At 69.2% G+C, this 23,929-nt stretch carries 29 protein-coding genes and 2 pseudogenes; 10 read left to right on the top strand and 21 right to left on the bottom strand.

The genetic code is table 11. The features are described from left to right. Positions 1–48: 48 nt before the first annotated feature. From ACQPWU_RS28645 to ACQPWU_RS28665, 5 genes are all read right to left on the bottom strand, one after another. A complete protein-coding gene (locus ACQPWU_RS28645) occupies positions 49–1,086 on the bottom strand; it encodes a hypothetical protein (protein WP_433444822.1) in 1,038 nt (345 codons plus the stop codon). Positions 1,087–1,182: 96 nt separating this feature from the next. Next, positions 1,183–1,449, bottom strand: coding sequence for a hypothetical protein (locus tag ACQPWU_RS28650; protein ID WP_433444823.1), 267 nt, complete (start codon positions 1,447–1,449; stop codon positions 1,183–1,185). A 36-nt stretch (positions 1,450–1,485) separates the two neighbouring features. Beyond that, positions 1,486–1,668, bottom strand: coding sequence for a hypothetical protein (locus ACQPWU_RS28655; RefSeq protein WP_433444824.1), 183 nt, complete (start codon positions 1,666–1,668; stop codon positions 1,486–1,488). Between the two features lie 53 nt (positions 1,669–1,721). Beyond that, a complete protein-coding gene (locus ACQPWU_RS28660) occupies positions 1,722–1,988 on the bottom strand; it encodes a hypothetical protein (protein WP_433444825.1) in 267 nt (88 codons plus the stop codon). 41 nt (positions 1,989–2,029) lie between these two features. Further along, the gene (locus ACQPWU_RS28665; RefSeq protein ID WP_433444826.1) at positions 2,030–2,638 is read right to left on the bottom strand and encodes a TetR/AcrR family transcriptional regulator; all 609 of its coding nucleotides are present in this window, start codon (positions 2,636–2,638) and stop codon (positions 2,030–2,032) included. An 84-nt stretch (positions 2,639–2,722) separates the two neighbouring features. On the opposite strand from ACQPWU_RS28665, the gene ACQPWU_RS28670 reads away from it, so the two are divergent. Both ACQPWU_RS28670 and ACQPWU_RS28675 read left to right on the top strand, forming a co-directional pair. Beyond that, positions 2,723–4,561, top strand: coding sequence for a protein-arginine deiminase family protein (locus ACQPWU_RS28670; RefSeq protein WP_433444827.1), 1,839 nt, complete (start codon positions 2,723–2,725; stop codon positions 4,559–4,561). A gap of 144 nt (positions 4,562–4,705) precedes the next feature. Then, entirely contained in the window at positions 4,706–5,521 is an 816-nt protein-coding gene (locus ACQPWU_RS28675; RefSeq protein ID WP_433444828.1) for a class I SAM-dependent methyltransferase, read from the top strand. On the opposite strand, the gene ACQPWU_RS28680 is transcribed toward ACQPWU_RS28675, so the two are convergent. Genes ACQPWU_RS28680 through ACQPWU_RS28695 form a run of 4 tightly spaced genes read right to left on the bottom strand, consistent with a single transcriptional unit; the run spans position 5,502 to position 8,399 of the window. After that, positions 5,502–5,714 carry a hypothetical protein gene (locus ACQPWU_RS28680; RefSeq protein ID WP_433444829.1) on the bottom strand — a complete coding sequence of 71 codons (213 nt, stop codon included), beginning with the start codon at positions 5,712–5,714 and terminating at the stop codon, positions 5,502–5,504. The genes ACQPWU_RS28675 and ACQPWU_RS28680 overlap by 20 nt on opposite strands. Before the next feature lie 56 nt (positions 5,715–5,770). Next, the gene (locus tag ACQPWU_RS28685) at positions 5,771–6,430 is read right to left on the bottom strand and encodes a response regulator (protein WP_433444830.1); all 660 of its coding nucleotides are present in this window, start codon (positions 6,428–6,430) and stop codon (positions 5,771–5,773) included. Then, positions 6,427–7,581, bottom strand: coding sequence for a sensor histidine kinase (locus ACQPWU_RS28690; protein ID WP_433444831.1), 1,155 nt, complete (start codon positions 7,579–7,581; stop codon positions 6,427–6,429). Before ACQPWU_RS28690 ends, ACQPWU_RS28685 begins: the two co-directional genes overlap by 4 nt. Then, positions 7,578–8,399: a lysostaphin resistance A-like protein gene (locus tag ACQPWU_RS28695; protein ID WP_433444832.1), complete on the bottom strand. Its 822-nt coding sequence runs from the start codon at positions 8,397–8,399 to the stop codon at positions 7,578–7,580. Before ACQPWU_RS28695 ends, ACQPWU_RS28690 begins: the two co-directional genes overlap by 4 nt. 356 nt (positions 8,400–8,755) lie before the next feature. On the opposite strand from ACQPWU_RS28695, the gene ACQPWU_RS28700 reads away from it, so the two are divergent. After that, a complete protein-coding gene (locus tag ACQPWU_RS28700; protein WP_433444833.1) occupies positions 8,756–9,931 on the top strand; it encodes an SMI1/KNR4 family protein in 1,176 nt (391 codons plus the stop codon). Positions 9,932–9,993: 62 nt separating this feature from the next. Here the strand turns inward: ACQPWU_RS28700 and ACQPWU_RS28705 are convergent, their stop codons facing one another. From ACQPWU_RS28705 to ACQPWU_RS28715, 3 genes are read right to left on the bottom strand one after another with little or no spacing between them, the layout of a single operon-like run. Beyond that, complete coding sequence (locus ACQPWU_RS28705; protein WP_433444834.1) at positions 9,994–10,794, bottom strand: MerR family transcriptional regulator; 801 nt, start codon at positions 10,792–10,794, stop codon at positions 9,994–9,996. Between the two features lie 12 nt (positions 10,795–10,806). Further along, the gene (locus tag ACQPWU_RS28710) at positions 10,807–11,601 is read right to left on the bottom strand and encodes an ABC transporter permease (protein WP_433444835.1); all 795 of its coding nucleotides are present in this window, start codon (positions 11,599–11,601) and stop codon (positions 10,807–10,809) included. Next, positions 11,598–12,545 carry an ATP-binding cassette domain-containing protein gene (locus tag ACQPWU_RS28715; RefSeq protein WP_433444836.1) on the bottom strand — a complete coding sequence of 316 codons (948 nt, stop codon included), beginning with the start codon at positions 12,543–12,545 and terminating at the stop codon, positions 11,598–11,600. Before ACQPWU_RS28715 ends, ACQPWU_RS28710 begins: the two co-directional genes overlap by 4 nt. Positions 12,546–12,784: 239 nt before the next feature. Between ACQPWU_RS28715 and ACQPWU_RS28720 the strand changes: the two genes are divergently transcribed. Both ACQPWU_RS28720 and ACQPWU_RS28725 read left to right on the top strand, forming a co-directional pair. Continuing rightward, positions 12,785–12,883: a hypothetical protein gene (locus tag ACQPWU_RS28720; RefSeq protein ID WP_433445305.1), complete on the top strand. Its 99-nt coding sequence runs from the start codon at positions 12,785–12,787 to the stop codon at positions 12,881–12,883. A 374-nt stretch (positions 12,884–13,257) separates the two neighbouring features. Beyond that, a pseudogene (locus tag ACQPWU_RS28725) lies at positions 13,258–13,560 on the top strand (DUF4158 domain-containing protein); the annotation flags it as partial. Positions 13,561–13,812: 252 nt separating this feature from the next. On the opposite strand, the gene ACQPWU_RS28730 reads toward ACQPWU_RS28725, so the two are convergent. Continuing rightward, complete coding sequence (locus ACQPWU_RS28730) at positions 13,813–14,772, bottom strand: ketopantoate reductase family protein (protein ID WP_433444837.1); 960 nt, start codon at positions 14,770–14,772, stop codon at positions 13,813–13,815. A gap of 90 nt (positions 14,773–14,862) precedes the next feature. Here ACQPWU_RS28730 and ACQPWU_RS28735 point away from each other — a divergent pair, with 90 nt between their 5' ends. From ACQPWU_RS28735 to ACQPWU_RS28750, 4 genes are all read left to right on the top strand, one after another. Beyond that, positions 14,863–15,486 carry a TetR/AcrR family transcriptional regulator gene (locus tag ACQPWU_RS28735; protein WP_433444838.1) on the top strand — a complete coding sequence of 208 codons (624 nt, stop codon included), beginning with the start codon at positions 14,863–14,865 and terminating at the stop codon, positions 15,484–15,486. 117 nt (positions 15,487–15,603) lie between these two features. Further along, entirely contained in the window at positions 15,604–15,906 is a 303-nt protein-coding gene (locus ACQPWU_RS28740; protein WP_433444839.1) for a recombinase family protein, read from the top strand. A gap of 243 nt (positions 15,907–16,149) precedes the next feature. Next, positions 16,150–16,458, top strand: coding sequence for a hypothetical protein (locus ACQPWU_RS28745; protein WP_433444840.1), 309 nt, complete (start codon positions 16,150–16,152; stop codon positions 16,456–16,458). A gap of 155 nt (positions 16,459–16,613) precedes the next feature. Beyond that, on the top strand, positions 16,614–16,868 hold the full coding sequence (locus ACQPWU_RS28750; RefSeq protein ID WP_433444841.1) for a hypothetical protein: 255 nt from the start codon (positions 16,614–16,616) through the stop codon (positions 16,866–16,868). Between the two features lie 22 nt (positions 16,869–16,890). Here the strand turns inward: ACQPWU_RS28750 and ACQPWU_RS28755 are convergent, their stop codons facing one another. The 4 genes from ACQPWU_RS28755 to ACQPWU_RS28770 all read right to left on the bottom strand — a co-directional run bounded on the left by ACQPWU_RS28755 (position 16,891) and on the right by ACQPWU_RS28770 (position 20,445). Beyond that, entirely contained in the window at positions 16,891–17,154 is a 264-nt protein-coding gene (locus tag ACQPWU_RS28755; RefSeq protein ID WP_433444842.1) for a hypothetical protein, read from the bottom strand. A gap of 2 nt (positions 17,155–17,156) precedes the next feature. Beyond that, positions 17,157–18,170 (bottom strand): M24 family metallopeptidase, encoded by a 1,014-nt coding sequence (locus tag ACQPWU_RS28760; protein WP_433444843.1) that lies wholly within the window; start codon positions 18,168–18,170, stop codon positions 17,157–17,159. A gap of 116 nt (positions 18,171–18,286) precedes the next feature. Then, positions 18,287–19,285, bottom strand: coding sequence for an SDR family NAD(P)-dependent oxidoreductase (locus tag ACQPWU_RS28765; RefSeq protein ID WP_433445306.1), 999 nt, complete (start codon positions 19,283–19,285; stop codon positions 18,287–18,289). 158 nt (positions 19,286–19,443) lie between these two features. Beyond that, a complete protein-coding gene (locus ACQPWU_RS28770; protein WP_433444844.1) occupies positions 19,444–20,445 on the bottom strand; it encodes an SDR family NAD(P)-dependent oxidoreductase in 1,002 nt (333 codons plus the stop codon). Between the two features lie 73 nt (positions 20,446–20,518). On the opposite strand from ACQPWU_RS28770, the gene ACQPWU_RS28775 reads away from it, so the two are divergent. After that, complete coding sequence (locus tag ACQPWU_RS28775; RefSeq protein ID WP_433444845.1) at positions 20,519–21,484, top strand: AraC family transcriptional regulator; 966 nt, start codon at positions 20,519–20,521, stop codon at positions 21,482–21,484. On the opposite strand, the gene ACQPWU_RS28780 is transcribed toward ACQPWU_RS28775, so the two are convergent. The 4 genes and pseudogenes from ACQPWU_RS28780 to ACQPWU_RS28795 all read right to left on the bottom strand — a co-directional run bounded on the left by ACQPWU_RS28780 (position 21,403) and on the right by ACQPWU_RS28795 (position 23,875). Then, entirely contained in the window at positions 21,403–21,825 is a 423-nt protein-coding gene (locus ACQPWU_RS28780) for an SDR family oxidoreductase (protein WP_433444846.1), read from the bottom strand. The two genes, ACQPWU_RS28775 and ACQPWU_RS28780, sit on opposite strands and share 82 nt — an antisense overlap. A 25-nt stretch (positions 21,826–21,850) precedes the next feature. Further along, a pseudogene (locus tag ACQPWU_RS28785) lies at positions 21,851–22,306 on the bottom strand (DUF4158 domain-containing protein); the annotation flags it as partial. Between the two features lie 307 nt (positions 22,307–22,613). After that, positions 22,614–23,039, bottom strand: a complete 426-nt coding sequence (locus ACQPWU_RS28790; RefSeq protein WP_433444847.1) for a nucleoside deaminase — start codon at positions 23,037–23,039, stop codon at positions 22,614–22,616. Beyond that, a complete protein-coding gene (locus ACQPWU_RS28795) occupies positions 23,036–23,875 on the bottom strand; it encodes an LLM class flavin-dependent oxidoreductase (protein WP_433444848.1) in 840 nt (279 codons plus the stop codon). Before ACQPWU_RS28795 ends, ACQPWU_RS28790 begins: the two co-directional genes overlap by 4 nt. Positions 23,876–23,929 lie beyond the last annotated feature (54 nt).

Raw genomic sequence — 23,929 nt, forward strand, 5'->3', positions numbered from 1 at the left:
GTGAGCCTCCCCAGGCACACCGTCGTCAGCTCGTTAGTGAGCCGGCCGCTACCGGCTCAAGAGTTTGTCGGCACGCAGCCGTACGGCCGCCACCGCGAGCACGAGCACCGCACCGAGCGCCATCACGATGTGGCTTACCAGCAGGATCGCGGGCGGGGTGGGCATGAACGTCCTGGTTTGGAACCCGTGCCAGGTGTAGGTGAGCAGCGCGCCGCCGGCGAGGGCGAGCTGGTGTGCCCGCGTCCAACCCGTCCGGGCCGACCAGTGGGCGACCAGCAGGACAGCGGCGAGGTAGGCGACGAGTACGGCGCCGACGAACACCCACGGCGGGAGCGAGGGCCGGCCCCCGTACCACGCGATGATGAACGCGGACGTGAGGACCAGCGACGCCAGGCCCAGCAGCAGCGGTGCCGGCGTCCGCCCGCCAACCGACCGCCCGCCAACCGACCGTCCGCCGACCGCCGGCGACGGCGCGTCGACCGCTCGCGTCCGGCGAGTCCGACGACCGAGGAATACCGCCAGCCCGATCAACGCGAGCACCGCCAGCGCGCTCACCGCCAGTCGGGCGGGTGAGGCGACGAACCCGCCCGGCTTGCGCGACCGCAGGAGGTTTATGGTCAATCCGGCCGCACAGACGATCGCGACGACCGCGACGCCGATCCGCCCGAGCCATGGAGTGTCGCGGCGTTCGCGGACGATCGACTCCACCAGCACGATCGGTACCGACATGCTCCACCCGACGTGCAGGGCAAGGACGAACAGCGTGTACGGCAGTGCGATGCCGAGCGCCGGGACGTAGCCTCGGTCGAGCAGATGGAGGTGCATGCCGCCGTAGTCTGGGTCGAACAGCGACTGGGTGACGATCGTCTCCTCCAGGATGCTGTAGGCCAGCGCCAGGGTGAGCATGCTCGGCCAGCCCCACCCGAAGCGGCGGCAGACCTCGCGGATCAGCAGCGAGGCGCCGCCGTACATCGGGGCGAGCGCGACGAGCGCGTACAGCGCGGTGATGGGAAGGTCGCCGAGCAGGTACTCCGCTATCAGTGGCGACAGGAAGAACAGCCCGATCGCGGGCAGGATGCGACGCATGAGGGTCCTCTCCTGGGAGCAAGGGTGTACGCGGCGCCGGCCAGGCCGGCATCGGCGCCGATGTCTGCGAAGGTGCGAGATGCGTTCGGGGGTGGCCTATGGGACGGGCAGGCCCGCGGCGGGTTGACGGATCGCATCCTTGAGCTGCGCTGCGATCAGACCCGGCATGTCGGCGTGCACCCAGCGCAGCGTGGCGGACCGGACCGCCGCGCTGACGGTGGCGGCCACCAGCCGCGGGTATCGATCGCGGTCGACGCCGGTGTCCGTACGATCTGCTATCGCAGCGGCGAACTCGACCTCCTCGGCGGCCCCGCCCCGGGCCAGCTTGCCCCGCACGGCGGGCTCGGGGAGCATCAGGCGCATGTCGAGAGACGCTATCGGTGCCCCATCCGGGTGTCCTCAACCCACGGCATGAGACAGCGTGATCTCCACCCTGGAGTGGAGATCACCCCGGGCCGAAGGGCCGGCGAGGTCGGTGTGCTGGTGAGCTTCGATCATTTCTATGTGGACCTCGCCGCGGGCGATGGCCTGCTCCGTTTCACCCTTGGCGCGCAAGCCGGAGTCGCTGGTGCCTAACGGCACCCTCGGATATTGGAACTGTCTGAATACCTGCTCGTGAAGAGGCGTTGGAGCGCTCAGCTCTCTCCGGCGGCCTCGGCAAGGGTCCATGCCTGCTGCCCGGTCTCGAGCTGACCGGCGCGCAGCATGGCGGCGACATCGGCAGCCAGGGCACGGCGGCGGGTGCCGCTGTAGTCGACCCGAAGGGTACGGCGGGCGTGGTCGGGAACGAGCGTGCACATGTGCACGTGCACATCGGGCGGGCCGCAGCGCAGCACGATGCGGACGATCTCGGGGTGCGCGTCCAGTCGGCGCAGCGCCCGGGCCAGGGCCTCGGGCAGCACGGCGTCCTTGCGGTCCGGGCCGCGCCGGGCCGGCGGTGACCCTACGCGGCCAGCGCGCCGAGGTGGGCGCGCACGACTTGCAGGCAGTCGTGTCCGCTCACTAGCTCGGGACGCAGTACGGCGTTCATGCCGAGGCCATCGACGAGGGACGACAGCCGCTCGGTCTCCAGGTCGAGCCGCAGCCCCCGGCGCAGGGTGCCCCTCACCTCCAGACGTTCGAGCACGCGGCTGACGAACTCGCGCGTGCCCACCGCGACCTGCCTGGCCAGGTCCCGCAGCGCGGGGTCGGTTCTGGAGGCGGCGGCGAAGTCGAGGAACACCGTGACCTCGGCGCGACGCCGCTCGTCGAGGGGCAGCAGCTCACCCAGCAACCGGGCGGACAGCTCCAGCAGTTCCTCTGCGGACAGCGCCGCCAGGTCGCCCGCCTCCTCGACCGCTGCCCGCAACCGCTCGGTCACTCGTTCGATCATCGACGTCATCGCGAAGCGCATCAGCTCCTCCTGCGTGGCGAAGTAGTGGCGCAGGGAGCCGATGTTGAGCCCGGCCTCGCTGGCGACGGTGCGCAGGGACGCGCGTTGCAGACCGTCGCGTACGACGACCCTGAACAGGGCGTCCACCACCTCGCGACGGCGTTCTACGGGATCGACCACTTTCGGCACGCTGCTTTTATATCACAGCCGTGATATCTTGTATTTAGCTCGACCATGCTAAATCTTCGACCAGAGAGGCCCAAGATGCCCGCGAAAACGACCACCGCTGCCTGCGCGGCAGTGGCCACGCTCACCGGAGCCTGGCCGCTCTCCACCCCCGCCGCCGGGCCGGTCACAAGCTCCCCCGCACCGGTGCTGCTGGCCGACGCCGACCACGACGGCGAGGTCGATGCCGCGCCGCCGGGCGGCGGCACGGCCGGGGAGGCGATCTTCCTGCCCAACCTCGACGACAGCGAGCGCCGCTGCCGGGTGGCCGAGGTCGACCTGGACGCTCCCGGCGGCGCGGCCGACGCCCGGCTGGCCGCCTGCAACGACGCCGCCGACGCCCGGGTGAACGGCGAGCGCGACGCCGCCGACCTGGCGAGGCTGCGTCTGCTTGCCATGCCCGGCCTCGGCGACGCCGCCACCGGGAGGCTGAGTGCCGACGCCCAGGACAAGGTGCGGATCTTCGCCCGGCGCTACGGCGACCGCCTGACCGACGACTTCCGGCCCACGCTGCCCGAGGGCGGCGGCCTGCTCACCGCCGCGGATCTGCGCGCCGGCCTGGAGCTCGGCGTCGAGGGACGCGACATCGTACGCGACGGGACCCGGTGGGACGGCCGGGTAACGATCACTCTCACCGTGACCGACCGCGGCCGGCGCTCCACCGCCCGCGTCCGCATGCGCGAGGCCCCCCTGCTGCTCCAGAACGACCTGCAGCCGGCCGTCGAGGTGCTGGCCGGCAAGCCCGGCACGGGCCCGGGCTCACCGCCCGCGCTGCCCTTCCCCGACGGCTTGCCTGGAGGGTGGCAGGAGTTCGCCCGCGATTTGCGTGACGCCACGCGCGCGGCCGGTGTGCGCTCGCCCAGGTTCGTCGCGGGCACGTCCCAGTGGTGGAAGGACACCTGGTGGCAGGACATCTTCGAGCCGACCACCGCCTCCATGCCCGTGGCCGGCGGCGTCAGGACCATGCGTGTGCTGGTCAGGTCGGGCAACGTGCTGGACCTGGGCGATGCGAATGCGCCCACGCCCCGGCCCATGGCCCGGCTGCTCTTCCGCGACCTGCGCGGACCGGGGGTCGCCGTGGTGCAGCAGCTCAGCCTCACCCGCCGCGACCACCTGACCGACCTGCGCAATTCCACGGGCAACGTCGAGTCGCTCCCGCCGTATGCCGGCCACCCGCAGGGACGGCTGGTCTACGGCACCGGCCGGACCCGGCGTCCCGATCCCGCCTTCGTCCGCCTGCTGACCGGCATGGGGCAGGGCCTCCAGCCGCCCGTGGTGCTCGACACCGGCTGGTTGATGGTCGGCCACGTGGACGAGACCATGCATGTCGTCCGCGCACGCAACGCGCGCGGATGGACCCTCATGGTCGCCGACCCCCGCATGGCCGCGCGGCTGCTGCGCCGGGCCGAGGCCGCCGGCGCGGGCGGCACCCGGCTGTTCCCCGGCTCCCCTACGGTCGCAGGGCTGCTGGGCGACCAGGCGCTGATGACCGCCAATGACAGGGCCGCGAGGCACATCGATGCCCAGCTCGACACCATGCTGGCCGCGACGGGCCTGCGGCACTCGGAAATCGTGCGGGTGCCCGTGCTGTTCAGCGCGAGCGAGGCCGATCCATCACTGCTGAAGGCGTACACGCCCGGGATCCCCAACGGGCTGTCGCTGACGGCCGGCGAGTTCGCCGCGCCCGACCCGCACGGCCCGGTCGTCGGCGGGCACGATCTGTTCCGGCAGGCCGCGCGGGGCGTGCTGGCGGCTCAGGGCGTGCACGTGCGCTGGGTGGCGGACCTGTCGTGGGCGCACCTGCTCGGCGGCGAGGTGCACTGCGCCACGAACGCCCTGCGCGACACCCGCTCGACCGCCCGCTGGTGGACGCGCTGACTGATTTCCCGGCCGTCAGATGGACAACTGCGGTATTGACGCTTAATTGTCACACCTAAATGCTTTTATAATTTTTTCTATTGTGATATAATGCAGAATTGTGTAGTTAATCTATTCTGTGTGAATCCCAGTAGAACCGCATTGATGGCGGCAGCCGCTCGCGCCGCCCACCTCATCGTCGATGACGAGCCCCGGATCTTCGCCGACACTCTGGCGCAGCCCCTGCTCGCGGGCCGTGCGGACGAGGCGATCGGCTACCACCGCGCCAGCGGTGACCACCCCATCCTGGCGGGCGCCCGGGCCGCCGCAGTAACGCGCAGCCGATACGCAGAGGACCGCCTGGCCGAAAGTGCTCCAGATCAGTACGTCATTCTCGGCGCGGGTCTCGATTCCTTCGCCTACCGCGCAGAGAAGACACGCGTCTTCGAGGTCGACCATCCCGCGACCTCGCGATGGAAACGCGAACTCCTCGCCGAAGCGGGAATCCCGCTACCCGGCACCGTCTCGTTCGTCGCCGTCGACCTCGAGAACGAGCCGTTGACCGAGCAGCTCGTGGCGGGCGGGTTCGACCCGTCCCGGCGGGCGTTCGTGAGCTGGCTGGGCGTCAGCATGTATCTCACCCGCGAGGCCATCGGCCGGACGCTCGGCCTGTTCACCACCCTCGCGCCCGGCACCGAACTCGTCCTGGACTACCTCGTGCCGGAGGAGTTGCGCGACGAGGCGGGCCGGCAGTACGCCCAGGCCATCGCGGGTGCCGCCGCCCAGGGAGGCGAGCCCTGGGTCTCCTTCTTCAGCCCCGAGGAGATGGCCGCCCTGCTGGGTGCGTACGGGTTCGAGGTGGTCGAGCAGGTCAGTCAGCGCGACTCCGTCGACCCCGCGCTCTGGGATCGCGGCGACGCGCTGCACCCGTCCGGGCTGGCCTTCTTCGCACACGCGAAGGTCAGATCCCCAGGTAGGTGAGGACCGCCCGGACCCGGCGGTGGTCGCCGTCGGCCGGTGACAGGCCCAGCCTGGAGGACGACATCCGGCGTGCCTGGCGCCCGCGACCGGCCGCCTGGACCCGGAACAGCTTGATCGGCTCGTCACCCTGCTCGCCGGGTACACACGCCGTAGCGGGGCCGACGGCCGGGCGCTGATGGTCGAACAGGGTCACGGACAGTTCCTGACGTCTGGGGCGATCACACCATGAAGGTTCCCGGGCGGTGCGCCTCAGGTCACCAGGCCCCTGCGGTAGGCGTAGACCACCGCCTGCACACGGTCACGCACGTCGAGCTTGGTGAGGATGCGCGACACGTACGTCTTGACGGTCTCCTGGCTGATCACCAGCGTCGCGGCGATCTCGCTGTTGGACCGGCCGTCGGCGATGAGGCGCAGCACCTCCAGCTCGCGCGGGGTCAGCGCGGTCTCGTCGGGCGTGGTCTGGGTGGGGCGGATGCGGGAGGCGTACCTGCCGACGAGCTGCCGCGTCACCTCGGGGGCCAGCAGCGCGGCGCCGGTCGCGACGGTGCGGATGCCGTGCAGGAGCTGTGCCGGTGGGGCGTCCTTGAGCAGGAAGCCGCTGGCCCCCGCGCGCAGCGCCTGGTAGACGTACTCGTCCAGGTTAAAGGTGGTGACCACGAGCACCTTGACGGGATTGTCGACACCGGCGCCGGCCAGCAGGCGGGCAGCTTCGATGCCGTCGAGCACCGGCATCCGTACGTCCATCACCACTATGTCCGGCTTGAGACGGCGGGCGAGGTCGACCGCGGCTCGGCCGTCACCGCACTCGCCCACCACCTCGAGGTCGGGCTGCGCGTCGATGATCGTCGCGAAGCCGGTGCGGATCAGCGCCTGGTCGTCGCAGATCAGGACTCGGATAGGTGCGTTCACGACGGGTTCCCCGCCGGGATGCGGGCCCGTACGAGGAAGCCGCCTCCCGGCTGCTGGTCGGCGCTGAACTCGCCGCCCAGGGCGTCGACCCGCTCGCGGAGCCCGGCCAGGCCCCGCCCGCTCCCGCCGGGAGAGGCGGTCCGGGAGCCGGAGCCGTCGGTGCCGACCTCCACGCTGATCTCCTTCTCGCCGTAGCGCACCCGGACCGCGGTGGGGCTGCCGTGGGCGTATTTGAGGGCGTTCGTCAGGGCCTCCTGCACGACCCTATAGGCCACGAACTCGGCGCTGCCCGCCGATTCCGCCGCACTGCCCTCCTCGGTGAACTCCACTGGCTGCCCGGCCCGGCGGGTGTGCTCCACGAGCGTGTGGAGCTCGCCGGCGGAGGGCATGCTGACGTCGGTGTCGTGATCGGCTTTGAGCAGGTCGAGCATGCGCCGCAGGTCGGTGATGGCCCGCCGGCCGGTGTCGGTGACGGCGCTCAGGGTCGCGTCGAGGCGATCGGGCGCGGCGGTCAGGTAGCGTGCCGCTTCGGCCTGCACGACCATCGCCGTCACGTGGTGGGTCACGACGTCGTGGAGTTCGCGGGCGATGCGGGTGCGTTCGGCGGCGCGGGTGGCCTCGGCGAGGTGGCGGCGGCGTTCGACCTCGGCGGCCCGGGTGGAGCGCAGCCAGGTTCCGATGCCCCACGCGAGGGCCAGTGCCAGGTAGAACACCACGTAACCCTCCACCTTCTCGGTCGCGCCGAGCCGGCCGAGCGCGAGCGCCAGCGGCACGTACGCCATGGAGAGGAGGACCACGGTGACGCGCCGGTGGCGCTCCAGGTGGGCGCCTGCGCTGATGAGCGCGATGGGCATCGCGCTGCTCGCGAACACGTGGTAGGCGTGGACCTGGTCGAGGACGAAGCCGAGCGACACCAGAGCCAGGCACACTGCCGGCCACCGCCGGCGCACCGCGAGCGGAAGGGACTCCAGGGCGATCATCACCAACGCCAGCGCGTCGAACGGCCGGGCCGGCAGGTCGCCGACCTGCGTCCCCTTGCCGTGGAGCGCCGGCAGGAGCGATGCGACGGCCAGCAGCAGCCCGAAAGGTAAATCCCGGACCACGACGTCGCACCGCCGCCACAGGTCAGTGACCCGCCGTAGATCGATCACTGGGCGAGCGTAGCGGTCGCGCCGCGCCGGAGCGGGACCACGTTGCCGCGCCGGCGGGCCAGCCACATGAACACGATCGTCAGCAGCAGGCCGAACACGACCGCGTACGGGCTCGCCTCCGGTCCGAACTCGCCGCCGGTGAGCAGGCCCGGGCCGGACGTGACGCCGTGCAGCAGCCCCTGCGTCGCGCCGTTGCCCGAGACCTCGGTGCCGAAGATGCCGCCCTCCGCGAAGTTCCAGCCGAAGTGCAGGCCGATCGGCACCCACAAGGTGCGGGTGGCGGCGTAGGCGGCGGCGAGCATGGCGCCGGCCTCGATCGCGATGGCGATCGCGCCCCACAGGCTGGCGTGCTGGTTGAACAGATGCGACAGGCCGAACAGCAGGCCGGTCAGAGCCAGCGCTATCCACGTGCCGGTACGTTCCTCGACGATCCTGAACAGGATGCCGCGAAACAGCAGCTCCTCCGTCACCGCGGCGGCGGCCATGAAGCCGAACAGCCCGACCGCGCCCGCCACCGAGCCCATACCGTCGATCCGGTAGCCGCCGATGAAGGCGATGTTCAGGATGACGGCCGCGAACCCCGCGACACCGATCAGCGTCCCCCGGACGAGGGCGGGGGCGGCGCCTTGCGCCGCCACCTCCACCGGCGCGCGGCGCTCGGACCACCGCACCACCCTGGTGTACACGAAGACCGCGAGCACGGCCGTCGCGACGCCGAGGAGCAAGGTGAGGAGCGGGCTCCCCTGCACCGCGCCCACGATCGCGCCGCCGGCGAATGCGACCACCGCGACGGGCACGAACTGTTTCAACAACCGCATGACAACTCCCTTACGTGGGGGACTGCGCGACGGGGCGCCGCCGCTACGTAGGGAAACGCTAGGGATCCGGCGGTCTGGAATCAGTCCCCGCACGGTGGACATTCGCGGGTAGCTCGCACGGGGGACAGGCGCACCTGCCGATTCGTCGTACGACGTCGCCGCGTTCGACGTTGTCTTCCGCGGCGGGGCGCCCTGTCGTGATTGCCCACGGTGGGTTCCCCGGCCCGCCCGGCCGCCGCACCCGGCGTGCGCGTCTCCACACACCAGGTTCTTGATCTCCTTACAGACCAATTCCAGATACTCTGCCGGGCGTGCGGCGATTAATGACTCCACGGACGGTATGGCTCGCGCTCGCGATGGCCATCGCGGCAGCGGTAGCCGTGATGATCGTGTGTTCTCGTCGGCGCGCCGCCATTGAACCGCAGCCGGTGCAGCAGGAGCCCGGCACCTCGCCCTCTCCCCCTGCGAGCCCTCCGGCTTCTGAGGAGCGGCCTCCTGTCCCGATTCTCGGGATCCCCACTGAAAGCGATTTCGAGCGCTACGCCACCAGGCCGTCCTGGTTGGACCGCCCCGCGAGAGTTCGCCCGCCACGGGAGCCGCTGAGCGCATCAGATCGCCGCCGTCTGACCCGCTGGGGTGCGGCCGGATTAGTGCTTGTTCTGCTGGCTTCCGGCACGCAAGCGCTCGAGTCCGCGGTCTTCTCCAAGGAACCAGCGGCGGTGACTGCCAACGAGGTCGTCATCACGAGGGGGAAACCGCTCCAGGACGGGGCATGCGATGAGGTGCCCTCGGAGAGCTCGGCTACCTGCTTGTTCCTGGCCATCCAGAGTGACGACGATCCGCCCGCGTCCATGTCCACGCCTGCTCGGGAGCCGGCAGCGTCCGCTGCGGAAACCCCCGACGAGGACTGCCGGCCCAAGGACGCCGCCCCGACAGTACGCAAGCTCAACGCGAAGGTGGCCCGGGCGGTCAATCGGCAATGGCGGCGGATCGAGTCATGGCTGAAGGCCAATGCCCCAAGGAGTTACCGCACGCTCGGCAAGCCAGGAAAAGCAGCGGATATCGCGGCGGCGGAGGCCGAGATGGGCCTGCGCTTCCCTGACGACCTGCGGGCGTCGTTGCTGCGGCACGACGGGTCCATCCACCTGAAGGAGACCTGGGCCTTCGGTTTCCTGGGCAACACGAGCGCGAGTGTTTCGGAGATCCGGGATACATGGCGGGGACTGTGCGAGATCGACCACGAGGACGTCGGGGATCCGGGATATTCCGATCCCCGATCGGAATGGTGGGACGGGCGCATGCTGGCCGTCGGCGCCGACGGAATGGGAGATCATCTCGTCATCGACTCGGTGAAGCGTGACGTCGGCGACACCGATCACGAGGGCAGCATGAGTTTCACTCCTGGCGGGATCCGGATCCGTTCGTACTACGCCCTGCTGAAGGCCACCGCCGACGCCATGGAGAACGGCGAATCCATCGGCTACTGGAAGCCCAAGGCAGTTGACGGCGAGCTCGACTGGGAAGTCCTCTGAAGTGGCACCCGCCGAGGATTGATCGGGGGCACCGCCCGCCGTCACCGCTAACCCCGGGAACGCTACCCGCGGTGTCTTTCTGCTGCACCCCGTGTCGGGTCCACGCGCTCGAGCCTGGTCCAGCCGGTCCAGCCCCGCTTCTCCAGCAGCTCGATCAGTCGACGGGCCGGCGGCGCGGTGTCGAACGCCAGTGTGTCCAGCAGCTTGGCGAACGGTGGCTCGATGTCGGCATCGTCGACATAGTCCTCGCCCTGCTCGTCGGCCATCCGCGTGATGTAGGCGGCCATCTTGTCGGCCAGCTCGACCAGCCTCGGGTCGTCGGCGTTCCAGTCGAGAGCCTGGCCCAGGGTGAGATAGAAGTCGATGAGCTGCGGGTCGGCGATCTGCTCCCGCTTGCGTGCCATCCACACCGGGACTCCCTCGGGTGAGTGCGCGGCCAGCGGGATCCAGCCGTCGCGTTCGACCTGGACGATCCGCTCGTCGACCCCGAGCGCCCGCAGCCGGTCGAGAAACTCGACCACCTCCAGTGGCAGCGCCAAGCTGTCCCCGGCGGCGAGCCGGGCGATCCGCTCCCGGTGCCGCTGCCGCTCCCGGATCTCCGCCCGCAGCCGCCTGTCGATGTCTGCGATCGCCGCGGCGAACTCCTCCTCGTCGGCCTGCAGCAGCTCCCGCACCCGCGCCAGCGGGACCCCGGCCTCGGCGAGGGTCCGGATCTTGATCAGCTCGACCACGGCGCCGGCGCCGTACCTCCGGTAGCCGGAGTGGTCCCGCTCCGGCTCCGGCAGCAGCCCCTTGGCGTGATAGTGCCTCACCGCGCGCACCGTCACTCCGGCGTACGACGCCAGCTCGCCGATGGTCAGCATCGGACCAGTCTCCTATTTCGCGGCGCAGATCCGGTAGAGGCGCCGCGACCAGAGGTAGCCGGCCAACCCGATCACCACGCACCAGCCGGTGGCCCAGAGCGCGTCCGAACCAACCGTCGATCCGGCCAGCAGACCGCGGAAGGCGTCCATGATCGGCGTGAACGGCTGGTGCTCGGCGAACCACCGCAGCCCGGTCGGCATCGACTCGACCGGCACGAACCCGCTGCCTGCGAACGGCAGCAGCACGAAGATCATCGGCAGGTTGCTCGCGGTCTCCGGGTCCGGGCTGGCCAGCCCCAGCGCCACGGTGAACCAGGTCATCGCGAACGACAGCAGCGCGAGCAGGCCGACCAGGCCCAACCACTGCATCGCTGAGGCGGCGGTCTCCAGGCCGAGCAGGAACGCCACCCCGAAGACCACCGCGAGCGCGAGCGTGGTCTGGATCATCGCGCCGAGCACGTGGCCGGTGAGCACCGAGACCTTGGCGATGGCCATGGTCCGGAACCGGTCGATGATCCCGTTGGTCATGTCGGTGGCGACCAAGACCGCGGTGCCGATGGACACGCTTGCCACCGTCATCATCAAGATTCCGGGAGTGATGAACGTCAGGTAGTCGCCGCGGTCCCCCGCCGGGGCTCCCCGCAGACCGGCGCCCATGGTGCCGCCGAAGACATAGACGAACAGCAGCAGGAACAGCAGCGGCTGCCCGATCAGCATCAGCGTCATCGACGGGTACCGGGCCATGCGCTTCAGGTTGCGACGCAGCATGGTGGCCGAGTCGCGGACGGCGTACGTCGCGGTGTTCATACCGGCACCTCCTCGGTGGTGGGGTGGCCGGTGAGGGCCAGGAACACGTCATCCAGGTCCGGCGTGTGCACGGTGAGCCCGGTGACCGCGCCGTCGTCGTCGATCTCGTCCAGCAGCCGTCGCAGCGCGGTGAGGCTGCCGTCGTGCGGCAGGGTCACGGTGAGCGCCTCGGCGTCCGGACTCGCTTCGGGCAGCCGACGCGCCAGCTCGGCCACCTGCTCGATGTCAGAGACCTGGAGCTCGACGTGGCCGCCGGGGACCAGCCGCTTCAGCTCGGCCGCGGTGCCCTCGGCGACCAGCCGGCCCCCGTCGAGCACACCGATCCGGTCGGCGAGCTGGTCGGCCTCCTCGAGGTACTGGGTGGTGAGGAAGACGGTGACCCCGTCGGCCACCAGCTCCCGCACGATCCCCCACAGGCCACGGCGGCTGCGCGGGTCGAGACCGGTGGTCGGTTCGTCGAGGAAGATCAGCCGCGGCCCGGGCACCAGGGTCATCGCCAGGTCCAGCCGCCGCTTCATGCCGCCGGAGTACGTCACCGCGCGCCGGTCGGCGGCATCGACCAGGTCGAACCGCTCCAGCAGTCGCTCGACCACGCTCTTCGCGCGGCGCCGGTCGAGGTGGCCGAGGTCGGCCATCAGCCGCAGATTCTCCCGCCCGGTCAGCAACTCGTCCACGGCCGAGAACTGTCCGGTCACTCCGATCGACGCGCGCACCTGGTCGGCTTCGCGGCGTACGTCGTACCCGGCGACCCGAGCCTCCCCGGCGTCGGCAGGGAGCAACGTGGACAGGATCCGGACTGTGGTGGTTTTGCCGGCCCCGTTGGGCCCGAGCAGGGCGTAGACGGTGCCTTCGGACACGGTCAGGTCGACTCCGGCGATCACCTCGTGGTCGCCGTACGACTTGCGCAGTCCGGCGACCTCGATCGCACTGGTTTTCGTGGTCATGCCAACCATGCTGAGGGGTTGACCCTGCGTCAGGGTCAAGCGTCGCGGCGACGTGACCTCCGCACACCCGCGGCCGCCGCCAACCTCTTCTGCTGCGGCCGAACTGTCGTACGAGCGTGCCGAGAACCTGCTCAAAGTGCCACTTACGGCCCGCTGGAGCACGCCTCCAGCCACGTCGTCGTCTGGATCGCATCCACGCGCACTGGGGCGACATGTTGCGCGTGGCCGGCTCGCTCACGATGGGGACGGTGCGCGCCTACGACCTGGTCCGGATGCTGTCGGCTGACGGCCGCCCCACCGGCCTGGACACAGCGACAACATCAACTTCTTCGGGGTGATCAACGTCGACGCGGAAGCGGAACTGGCCAAGCTCGACACCACCGGGTGGCGGCCCCTGCGGCCTGCGCAACTGCGCGAACTTGGGCTCTGAGCCGTTCGGCGCTTTCCTGTTCCCGGCGGTTGGCGAGGGTGACGGGTGGTCAAGCAAGGCGCGGCGGCGCTATTTAACGTCGACGTTCAAGGTAGCGAGTAAGGCGTCGTCCAGGATGGGATGACAGGGCCCTCCACTCCCGAAGCTGACCCCAGCCCCAAAGTAGCTGTGTGAGAGATCACGATTGCGGTTCGTGGTCGTCACGGTGAGTGAATGAGGCTGGTCGGAATTTCTGCTTGATCGTGTTCGTGTCGGAGACGGTCAGGTGGAGGGCAGTTTCGGGTGCGTCGGGAGTGGGAGCCGGAGGAACTGATCGCGACGTGGACGCTGCTGGACGGCGACTGGGAGCTGGTGGGGAACAAGACGGGCGTGACGCGGCTGGGCTTCGGTCTGTTGCTGAAGTTCTTCGAGCAGAAGGGCCGGTTCCCGCGGCATTCAGGTGAGGCCCCCAAGGCCGCTGTCGACTACGTGGCGGGGCAGGTGAAGGTCGACCCGGTCCTGTTCGCGGAGTACCGGTGGTCGGGGTCGACGATCGAGTATCACCGCAAGCAGGTGCGGGATGCGCTGGGGTTCCGCGAGTCGACTCGGGCGGATGAGGATGTGCGCTCTCCCCGACGGCGGCGGCGTGGAGGAGGAGGGGTAGACCCCAGGGATTCGGAGAATCGTCCACCGTGCCCGGCCTGGCTGTGCGATCCCGTCCTTTTGGCCGATCTTTCGAAGGATGCGCGGACGGCTGAGGAGGTGCACCCGGCGTGGGGCGAGGTCGTCGACGTTCCTACCCCTCGTCGCCAAGGGATGATCACAGCGGAACTGCGGGGAAGTCTCGTAGCCGCTCACTCAGCCTGTCACCTCGCGGGCGAAGCTCGGTTCCGCCGCCTCCAGTCGCGGTACCGCGACCCCCAACCGGCGTGCTTCCGCCAGGGTGTCCCGGCAGATCTCACGCGGCTCCTCGGCGTCGGGGTCGGAGTGCGCCGTGAGGCTCACGCGCGCCGGCGCGACATGAGCAGTCAGCCAGGCGAGCACGGGTGCCGTCAGCCAGGTGGGCGCCCGGAACAGCAGCACACCGCCCCGGTGCCGTCGCAGGTCAACGCCGCGCGCCTCGAGGAGCGGCAGGAGCTCGCGGCCGGCCAGCAGCCCCTCGCGAAGGTCGCCCGTCGCCCCGGCCAGCTTGGACAGGGAACCCAGCTGCAGGCCCTGCGAGAACAGGCCGGCATCCGACACGAAATGGACCCACAGCCAGCCGCGGAAGTCAGGCTGCTCCTTGATCCGGAGCCCGGCCTCGCGAAACGCCTGGCGCACGGCCCGCTCCCGGTCGGTCGGAGGCTGGCCGAAGGTGCCGAAGATGACCGACGGCAGCAGCGCCCCACGGAGCACGCCGTCCGCGCCGAAATCGCCACCGGCCTGGGGAAAGCCCCAGGCGATCTGGTCGAGCGGGAGTGCGCCGATCGCGGCCAGGGGCTCGGTCCAGATGTTGCCGAAGACCAGCACCGTGGCCTGGCCGACTCGCGGGGACAGGAAGGCCGTCGCCTCCGCGAGGCGGTGGTGCGGCACGCTGAGCACGATCAGGTCGAAGTCGTGGTCCGGCTCCAGCGCCTCGCGGTAGCGCACCGGCCACTTCTCGGCGACGCGCTGCCCCCACACCCGGCGCCGCGTATCGAGCAGGTCGAGGTCCACCGCGTCTCCGTACGTCGCAGCGCTGCCCGGCCGGACGTAGAACTCGACGTCATGTCCCGCCTGTTGCAGGGCCCAGCCGTAGACGGTGGCGATCACGCCTCGGCCGAACATCAGGATCTTCACGCTGCACCTCGTGGGGTACGATCGATTTGGAGGTCATCTCCAGTTTTCAAAATATGGAGGTCATCTCCACTTGTCAACGTGAGGTAGCGCATGACCACCGACAAGCCGCTGCGGGCCGACGCCCAGCGCAACCGCGAGGCCCTGCTCGCCAAGGCCCGGGAGGTCTTCGACGCCGGAGGCTTCTTCGACCTGCGCTTCGATGACTTCGCCCGCCTGGCCGGAGTGGGCACCGGCACGCTGTACCGCCACTTCCCCACCCGGGAGGCACTGGCCGAGGCGGTCTACCACGAGGAGGTCGCCACGCTGTGCGACCGCGCCCGCCAGTTGCAGACCACGCTGCCTGCGGAGGAGGCCTTGGCGACCTTCCTGCGTGGCATGGTCGGCTACATGGATGCCCACCAGGGCCTCGCCCGGACGCTGGCCACGCTCATGGCCACCGGCTCGGGTGCGCTCGCCGAGGGTAGTCGGGCGCTGGAGCAGGCTGTCACCGACCTGGTGGCCGCCGCCGTGAAGGACGGCGCCGTCCGCGACGACGTGGGTGCCGGTGCCGTCATGATGGCACTGCATGGCATCGGTGCGGCCCATGACCGCCCCGGTTGGCGGGCCGAGGCCGACGGTGTCATCACCCTCGTGCTGGACGGGCTGCGCCGGTCGCACTCAGGCGACGGTCAGCGCGAGCACGAGCGTGTCGTTGATCAGAGTGGTGTTCCGTAAGAGGATCCCCCACCGGAACACCAGCCGCCCGGACAACCGCCCCAGGTCAAGGTGTTCCGTATAGGTGTTCCGCGAACTGTTCCGTTGAAGGCCCCCGTATCCGGAACACTGGAGCGCGTGAACGGAACCCGCGTCGGCTACGCCCGCTGCTCCACCGACGAGCAAGACGTCGTGATCCAGACCGAGCAACTCCTGACCCTCGGCGTCCCCGAAGACCGCATCTACATCGACCGCGGGTTCTCCGGCACCACCCGCCGCAACCGCGCCGGCCTCGACCAGGCCCTCGCCGCCGTGTGGGACGGCAGCGTCTTCACGGTGACCAAGTTCGACCGGTTCGCCCGCAACATGGCCGAGGCCAACGAGATCCTCACCGGTCTGTCAGGGGTCCCGGTAGCAATGAAGAAATTTCCAACGAAGTAGCACCTGACCTGCAGTGATACTGAGCCCTATGAGCTAAGGTCTCGATTCGCTAACGGGTGGCGGAGGCCTGGTGAAAATCTGGGTCGAAGTGCCTGACGTGCACTGATGTGCGTTCCTGTGACCGCCGCCGTGTCGCGAGCCCCGGGTCGGTCCTTGCCGAGGACTTTGACCATGACGTTCCTGCGGCCTGCTCAGTGCTGGGTACGGCTCCGGGCATGAGCAAGCACACACCGATGGACCTCAGTGAGGCCTGCCTATGACCTGACCGTCCCTCACGAAGCTCGTGCTTTCCTGCGGGAAGAGTCGCCGAACACGCAGTTCGTGCCAGCCGGGAACGCCGTGCATGAGGCTCGGGAACTGTTCCCGGACGCACACGCTCGTTTCCAGGCCGCCGTGCAGGCGTTGCCTGCTGAGCAGGCCGGCCCGTTCGCCGCGGCGCTCGCCGAGCTGGTCGCCCTGCAGGCGCGCCGCTTCAATAGCCACGGCGGGTTTGTCCCGCTGCCGGAGTGGGCCGACGTCCTGGACCGGCATTTCCCGGCCGCTGGTCAGTAACGCCCGAGGCCGGGACGCACACCCGGACGCGATCAGGGCCTGCGCGCCGCGCGGGCCCTGATCCGTTGTGGGGTTTGCTGAGGGTTATGCGGTGGCGGGCTGGAGGAGTTCGATCTCGATGGCCAGCACGCCGAGCGCTTCCTTCTCGGGGCCGGGTGGTCACCGCCGCCTACGCCGCCTCCGTCCGCGCCCTGATCGCCGGCCTTGCCACCCTGAACCAGCAGGTCGCGGCCCTGCACAAGGAGGTCGAGGCGCATTTGGGCAGCACCCGGCCGCTGAGATCATCTGCTCCCAGCCCGGACTGGGAAGTGGCCTCCATACGACGGACGCGCCCGGCCGATCAGAACGTCTGCGGACCGCGCGGGCAGGATGAGGACGATGCCCATGCGGGCGAGCCATGCAGCCCCTGATCATCAGCGGCCGCAGGTTACATTACGTGGCAGACGTCGTCCCTGCCGCCCGCAGTATCTGCGCCGTGTAGGGGTTGAGCTCGATCGGCTCGTCGTCGCCGACGATCACCGTGCCACCGAGGTGGACCAGGTGGCGCCCGAATGCATAGTTGGGCTCGAAGGCGAACGTCATCCCGGGCTTAAGTTCCAGGTCGGCCAGGAGGGTGTGGTGGCCGTCGGGCATGGGAGGGTAGACCTCGGTTTCGGCGCCGGGGAAGCGGCTGATGCCTCTGGGGGTGCCGCCCACCGCTAAATCGGGTTGAGCGAGTGTATTCCTGTTTGGAGCACCCAGCCGTCGGCTGCCTTGATCGGTGTGAGCATCGCGTCGACAAGCTCGCCGAAGGTTCGGCCGGGGCGCAGCGCTTGCATGCCCGCGTCGTAGGACGCACGAGCAACGTCGGCGGCGCGCTGGAAGTCCTCGCGTATTTCACCGATAGTGATCGTGACCTGGTGCTGTGTGTGGCGTCCACCGAACTGGGAGAACACCTCGGAGAAGACGATGTCGCCATCCTGCAGGATGCGGGGGGCCTGCGGGCGGTAGCCCCACTGCGGCCAGCCTGTGGAGACGGGGTCCGGGCCTGACCAGAGGTGCATGGCTGGGGGGATCGTCCCGCGCGCGTATCCCGCGGACATGCCCGCCGCGTACACCTCGCTCTCTGGCACTCCAGGGGCGGCGGTGTCGACCATGGCCCGCACCATGGCGTCGCCGATGCTCGCCGAGTAGCGCACAGCGGCGATCTCCTCCTGGCTCAGTGGCAGGATGAGCCGGGAAAGGGCCACAGTAACCGGCCTGAACTCGACGCCTGGGAAGTGCCCCAGGACGCTGTTCCAGAGCTGGTACGGCACCATGGCCTCGGGGTGCCACGGGAGATAGGGTTCCAGGCCGACAACACCGATGTTTCCCTTCGCCAGCCCCAGTTCGTTGAGCGTCTCAGCGATCGCGCCGGAGTCGCGAGACAGCCGGACGTTCTCCGGCGGAATCCACATGATGTCGCCTCTGCGCGTGGATTCCAGGTGGTCCATGGTGAACAACGGCATGGGCAACAGCGAGATCGGGTCGCCGCCTCGCGGAAAGACGACCGTCGTCCCGGCCCTGCCGTTGGTGAACCACATGTCGTAGGCGAACGGCGCCGGGCCTGCGTCTTCGTGTTCGCCGAAGACGAGCAGCGCGTCGAGGCCTTCGCTCTTCATGAACGCGCGCGCCACATCCCATCTGCGATCACGCTCAGCCGTCGAGAAGGTAGGGACTGCTTGATCGCTCATATCGTTCTCCTCAGGTTCGCAGCGACGGATGAGACCGTCGGTGTGGTCGGCATCCGGGTCAAAAGAACGTTCTGCATGACAGAACCAGCAACGAATCGAAACCCTGGCATCTGGGTTCAGCTGGGCCGGGCGGTCAGTACCAGGCTGTCTTCCCACAGCTGATCCGCGCGTGCGACGTCGTAGGAGTCGTGCGACGAACGAATGGCCTGGCGTTGGTGGAAGTACGCGCCGGTGGTGTCGGCCAGCTCGGGGGCGGTCGCGAGCCAGGCCAGCGCGGCGCCGGACTCCTCGGTGGTGTAGAGCTTGTCCGTCACGAACCGACGCACCAACGGCTTGGCGTGCGGCAGAACATGCTTGGCGACGAATCGGAGCGGGGCCGGAGCCGATCGCTGCAGGCCCGTCCCCAGGATCATGCCAGGGTCATAGGCGTTGGCGGTGACACCCTCGGGCAGACGGCGGGCCAGGGCGTACGTGAAATAGATATTGGCCAGCTTGGAAGTGCTGTAGCGGCGCTGACCGGCCACGAAGGCGTTGTCGGACGCGGCGTCGGGCCCGAGCTCGCCGTGCGCCAGAGCGGGCGCGTTGTTCCACGCGGGAACGGGCACGCCGGCCTTCTGCGCCGGATCATGGACGCCGCTCGCCACCACGACTACCCGCGCAGGTGCCCGCAGAACCGGCAGGAGCTCGTTGACGAGCAGGAAGTGACCGAGATGGTTGACTCCGAACGTGGACTCAAAGCCGTCGGCGGTCTGGGTGTGCCTGGTCCCGGCCTGAACTCCCGCGTTGCACACCAGCGCCTGCAAGGGGGGAACCGTGCCCGAGGCCATCCGGCCGGTCAGCTCGGCGGCGAACGCTCGGACCGAGTCCAGGGACGCAAGGTCCAGCGACATCGCCTCCACCGTATTCCCCGCATGCGTAATAGTGGCCAGCTTGTCGACCGCCTCCTGCGCGCGGCCCGCGTCCCTGCTCGCCACGATGACGTGCCACGGCCCCTCGAGAGAGCTCACGAGCGCAGTGGCACATCCGTAACCCAGGCCGCTGTTTCCCCCTGTGATGACGATTGTTCGGGCCTCATCTGCAGGTTGTAATGACATTCGTAGCTCCTTCTCCGCCATCGCGTGGCGGCAAAATCGGTCGTAGGTGAGGGGCCGACGGCTTGGCTGCGTACCGATCAGCCCGGAACCGCGAGGCCGGGACCGCGAGAAGCGACCGATCGCATCGGGCAACCGGGCTCTGGCGTATCTTGCGGGCGGGCGTCATCTCGGCAGGGCGGTTACGCTTTGATCAGTCGCTCGCTCATCTCCCACAGGCGCCGCGCGGACTGCGGGTCGATGGAGTGCGGCACGACGTTCTGCGACCGGATCAGGTCGGCCCCCTGGGCGTTGGGATCCACGGCGTCGTCCAGCGGCGAGATGTCGTTGTCCTTCAGGTAGACGCCGCCGATGTCGGTGAGCAGGGGACTGGTGGCCCCGAACACGATGGTGGCGGCACCTTGCTGCGGCGTCTTCTTCCCGCTCTCGGGGTCGATGATCGGCCGGCCGGACTCGTCGACCAGCCCCATGGCCAGTTGCATGGCTCGCACCCGGTCTACGGGCATCGAGCCGCCCAGGTTCGTGCCGACGATGATGCCCGGGTGCGCGGCGTAGCCACGGATCCCGTCCTCAGAGCATCGGCGGTCCAGCTCGATGGCGAACAGTACGTTGGCGGTCTTGGACTGGGCATAGGCGAGGTGGCCGTCATAGCCGGTGGCGAAGTGCGGGTCGTCCCAGCGGATGTCGGACATGCGGGTTGCACCGGACGTTGTGTTGACCACGCGGGCGCCGGCAGCCGCGCGCAGTGCGGGCAACAGGCCCAGCGTCAGCTGGAAGTGGCCCAGGTGGTTGGTCGCGAACTGTATCTCGTAGCCGCGCGCGTCAAGAACCAGCTCGGCGGGAGCCATGATGCCGGCGTTGTTGAGCAGGATGTGAAGCGGGCGACCTGACTCCAGGTAGCGGCTGGCGAAGGCGTCGACCGAGGCCGGGTCCAGCAGGTCCAGCCGGTCGATCTCGACGCCCCCGATTCCGGCCAGTGCCGACGCTGCGCGGCCGGTGTCGCGCGACCCGACGGTGACCGAGGCGCCGGCCTTGGCCAGCGCACGGGTGGCCTGCAGACCGAGCCCGACGTGGCCGCCGGTGACGACGGCGTTCTTACCGGACAGGTCGATACCCGCGAGGACCTCATCAGCCGTCGAGGCCGCAGTGAATCCGGATTCGAGGGGATGCTGCTTGTGTGTCATGCCACCAGCCTGCCGCCACGCGTACGAACTCTGAATAATTGACAGTGCGTACTTTTTGCGCGAGAGTACGGAAATGGTCGTTGATCAACTCTCCGAGGTGTTCGACCTCATCGAGATCCATGGCCTGGTGTCAGGCGGCTTCGCGACTCGGGGTCCTTGGGTGGCGCGCGCCCCCATCGAGGACCCGCTGAAGCTCATCGCGATGGTGTACGGCCGGGCCCGGCTGACCACCGACGGCGTAGACGGGCCGATCGAGCTCGAACCGGGCGACGTCGCCATCCTGAACAACCGGTCATGGATCGAGCAAGAGGGCGGCACCGGCGACGGACCGCGCCAAGAGATCCTTCCCGAGGAGAACTTCAGCTTGCTCGCCGACGCCGACCGCGGCACCGTCGATGTCGTCATCGGGATCGCCGTCGATCTCAACCCGGCCGGTCAGGCGCTGCTGCTGCAGGCGCTCCCGGCTGTGGGTCACGTCCGGGCATCCACCGCCGCCACCAACCTGCGCGGCAGCCTCGACCGGCTCTTCGACGAGGTGACCGGCAACCGGATCGGTTCGGCGTTCGCGATCCGGCAGTATGGCCAGCTCCTGCTCCTGGAGGTGCTGCGCGCCTACGTCGGCCAGGCCGAACTGCCACCAGGATGGCTACGGCTGCTGGCCGACGAACGGTTGCGCCCGGCGCTGCGCCTCATGCACACCGAACCCGGAAAGCCCTGGGGCCTGCTGGAATTGGCACGCGCCACGGCGATGTCACGAACCTCCTTCGCCGAACGCTTCCGGAGCGTGGCGGGCCAGCCGCCATTGACCTATCTCAACCGCTGGCGGATGCTGCTGGCGCAGCGCGCTCTCCGTGATGGGGAAGTCCGCATCGGATCGCTGGCCTCCGAGCTGGGCTATGCCTCCGAGAGCGCCTTCAGCACCGCGTTCAAACGGGAGGTGGGAGAGTCACCGCTGCGCTACCGATACCGAGTACGCGATGAATTCCCGCCCCGCGCCAAGCCCGCGATGGCGTCGGCCGGGATTGACACCGCGCGGTAGGTCCGCATCGCCTCCTTCGCGCCCGGCTCGGTGATGGAGGCGGCCAGTTCGGACTCCACGACGCCGGGGGAGATGGTGGTGACCCTGATGCCCGGTTCGAGCTCCTGCCGCAGTCCTTCGGTGATGGCCCAGGCGGCGTACTTGGTGGCGGAGTAGACGGCGCTGGTCGGGACCACCCGGTGGGCGCCGATGGAGGCGACGGTCACGAAGTGCCCGCCGCCCTGCCGGCGGAAGTGCGGCAGGGCGGCGGCGATGCCGTGGAGGGTGCCCCACCAGGTGCGAGGTAAGATCGGAGGCGCCCTTGCGGGCAGTGCCGACCATCTTGGCCAAGATGAGTGCACCGGGCCGGATCACCTTGGCCGCCATCAGGTACTCGCGCGCCAGGTTGAACAGCAGCGTGGGCGAGTCGTGCTCCATCGCCCGGTCCAGCAGAAACTGCTCCAGCTCCTTCATCGCCTGGCTGCCCGCCGGGGCGGTCTGCCACTCCAGATACTTGGCGACCAGGCCCAGATGATCCGAGCGAGTCTGATCGCGCTTGCCGTACAGCCGCAGCGCCGCTGGCGCCACGCCCAGCCGCTCCGCGACCCGGGCCACCGCCGCCGGCGGCGCTGAGGCCACATCGTCGGGCACGAACCCGAGCCACGGCAGCGTGCAGAGCTGGACCAGCATGCCCAGCCGGTCGACAGGGCCTCGCCCGCCGGGACTCACGAACGCCACGTCAGCCGACGTCGGCGTGAAATACCGGATCAACTCATCTGCGCTGATCTCCGGGAACGAGCGCAGCTGCTCCAACTGCTCCTCGGAGAAGATCTTCTCTGACAACGCACCACTCCACGTGCCGTACCGGAACGACCGTAGCGGTAGTGATCATCAACCCGCCACAGGCGGTCAACTCCTACGTTTACGCAGGTCAGGCGCTACTTCGTTGGAAATTTCTTCATTGCTACTGGGACCCCTCCAGGCGCCAAGGCGTCTTCGGACCGACCGAAAGCAGCTCACCAGATCCTCAGCCTCATGCAGATGCAGCAGGGAATTGGCTGTGATGAACACGAAGTCGAATGTGCGGCCCAGATCGAAGGCCCGCATGTCGCCCTACGTCCATTCCACCGCCACACCATCCAGGGCTGTGTCAGGTGTAGTAGCCGTCGATCGGGACTCGGGCCTCGTCGAAGAGGGCGGGCCCATCCTGGGAGACGTGGGGAAATCCGCCCTTCGGGTTGAGCTCGGCGTGCTGCTCGGCGGAGAGGGCGTAAACGACCCGGCCCAGGCCCGAGCGGTCGATCGCGCCGGTGCACATGCCGCAGGGCTGGCAGCTGGTGAACATCGTAGTGGCGGCGGCGGCGGCCGGATCGAGCTCGCGGGCCGCCCAGCGGGCCAGCTTCATCTCGGGGTGGGCGCTGATGTCCCGGTCGGCGCGCACCGTGTTGTGCTCCTCGATGAGGATGGCGCCATCAGGACCGGCCAGCAGCGATCCGTAGGGGGCGTGACCGGCGGCGCGGGACTTGGCGGCGAGGTCGATGGCCCTGCGCAGCAGGCGTTCGTCGTCGGGTGTCATGGGTGCTCCTTTCGGTGGGCGGCCACGGTCGCAAGGGCCTGCCACGCGGTCTCGGGGTGGTGGGTCTCGTCCGGGTCGCCCAGGAAAGGGTCGAGCAGGACGCTCTCGGCGCCCAGCAGGCGCAGATGTTCCAGGTCGGCCATCACCTGGTCGATCGTCCCCTCGCCCGCGCGGCGTTCGGTGAGGGGCTCGGCGGTGAGACGCAGCACGATGCGGGGAGCCAGGGCGGGGGTCGGGCGGCTCTCGGCTGCGGCGATCGTCCCGAGCCGCTCCACCGCCTCGTCGAGCCAGTGCATGGTGAAGCGGAGCGGGTGCCACGCGTCGCCAAGGAGCACGGCGCGGCGGAGCGCGGCGTCGCTTTTGCCGCCAACCCAGATGGGGATCTGGCCGCTCCGGTAGTCGTCGGCGTCGTTCCAGGCGGACCTGAGGACCTGGAGGTGCTCGTCGGTGAGCCTGCCGCGGCGTTCGAAGGGGACGCCGAGCGCCTCGAACTCCTGCCGCGCCCAGCCGACACCCACGCCGAGGACCAGCCGTCCGCCGCTGAGCCGGTTGAGGTTGGCGGCCATGCGGGCGACCAGCAGCGGATGCCGGTAGGGCACGACCAGCACCGTCGTCCCCAGCCGTACCCGGTGAGTGACGCCCGCGAGCCACGACAGCGTGGTGAAGGGTTCGTAGAAGGGGGCCGGGTACTGCTCGGCGACATCAGGCGTGACCGCGACGTGGTCGGAGACCATCAGCAGGTCGAAGCCGAGCCCCTCGACGGTTTGAGCCCAGCCGCGCAGCCTCTCCGGATCAGTGCCGGGCCCGAAGTTCGGAACGTTGACTCCAACTTTCACAGGCTCATGCTATCCAGCTGATCGGGCCTATCTGAAGGGAGTCTTCCCGGCTTA

This window comes from Nonomuraea sp. CA-141351, from assembly GCF_050944675.1.
Lineage (GTDB): Bacteria > Actinomycetota > Actinomycetes > Streptosporangiales > Streptosporangiaceae > Nonomuraea.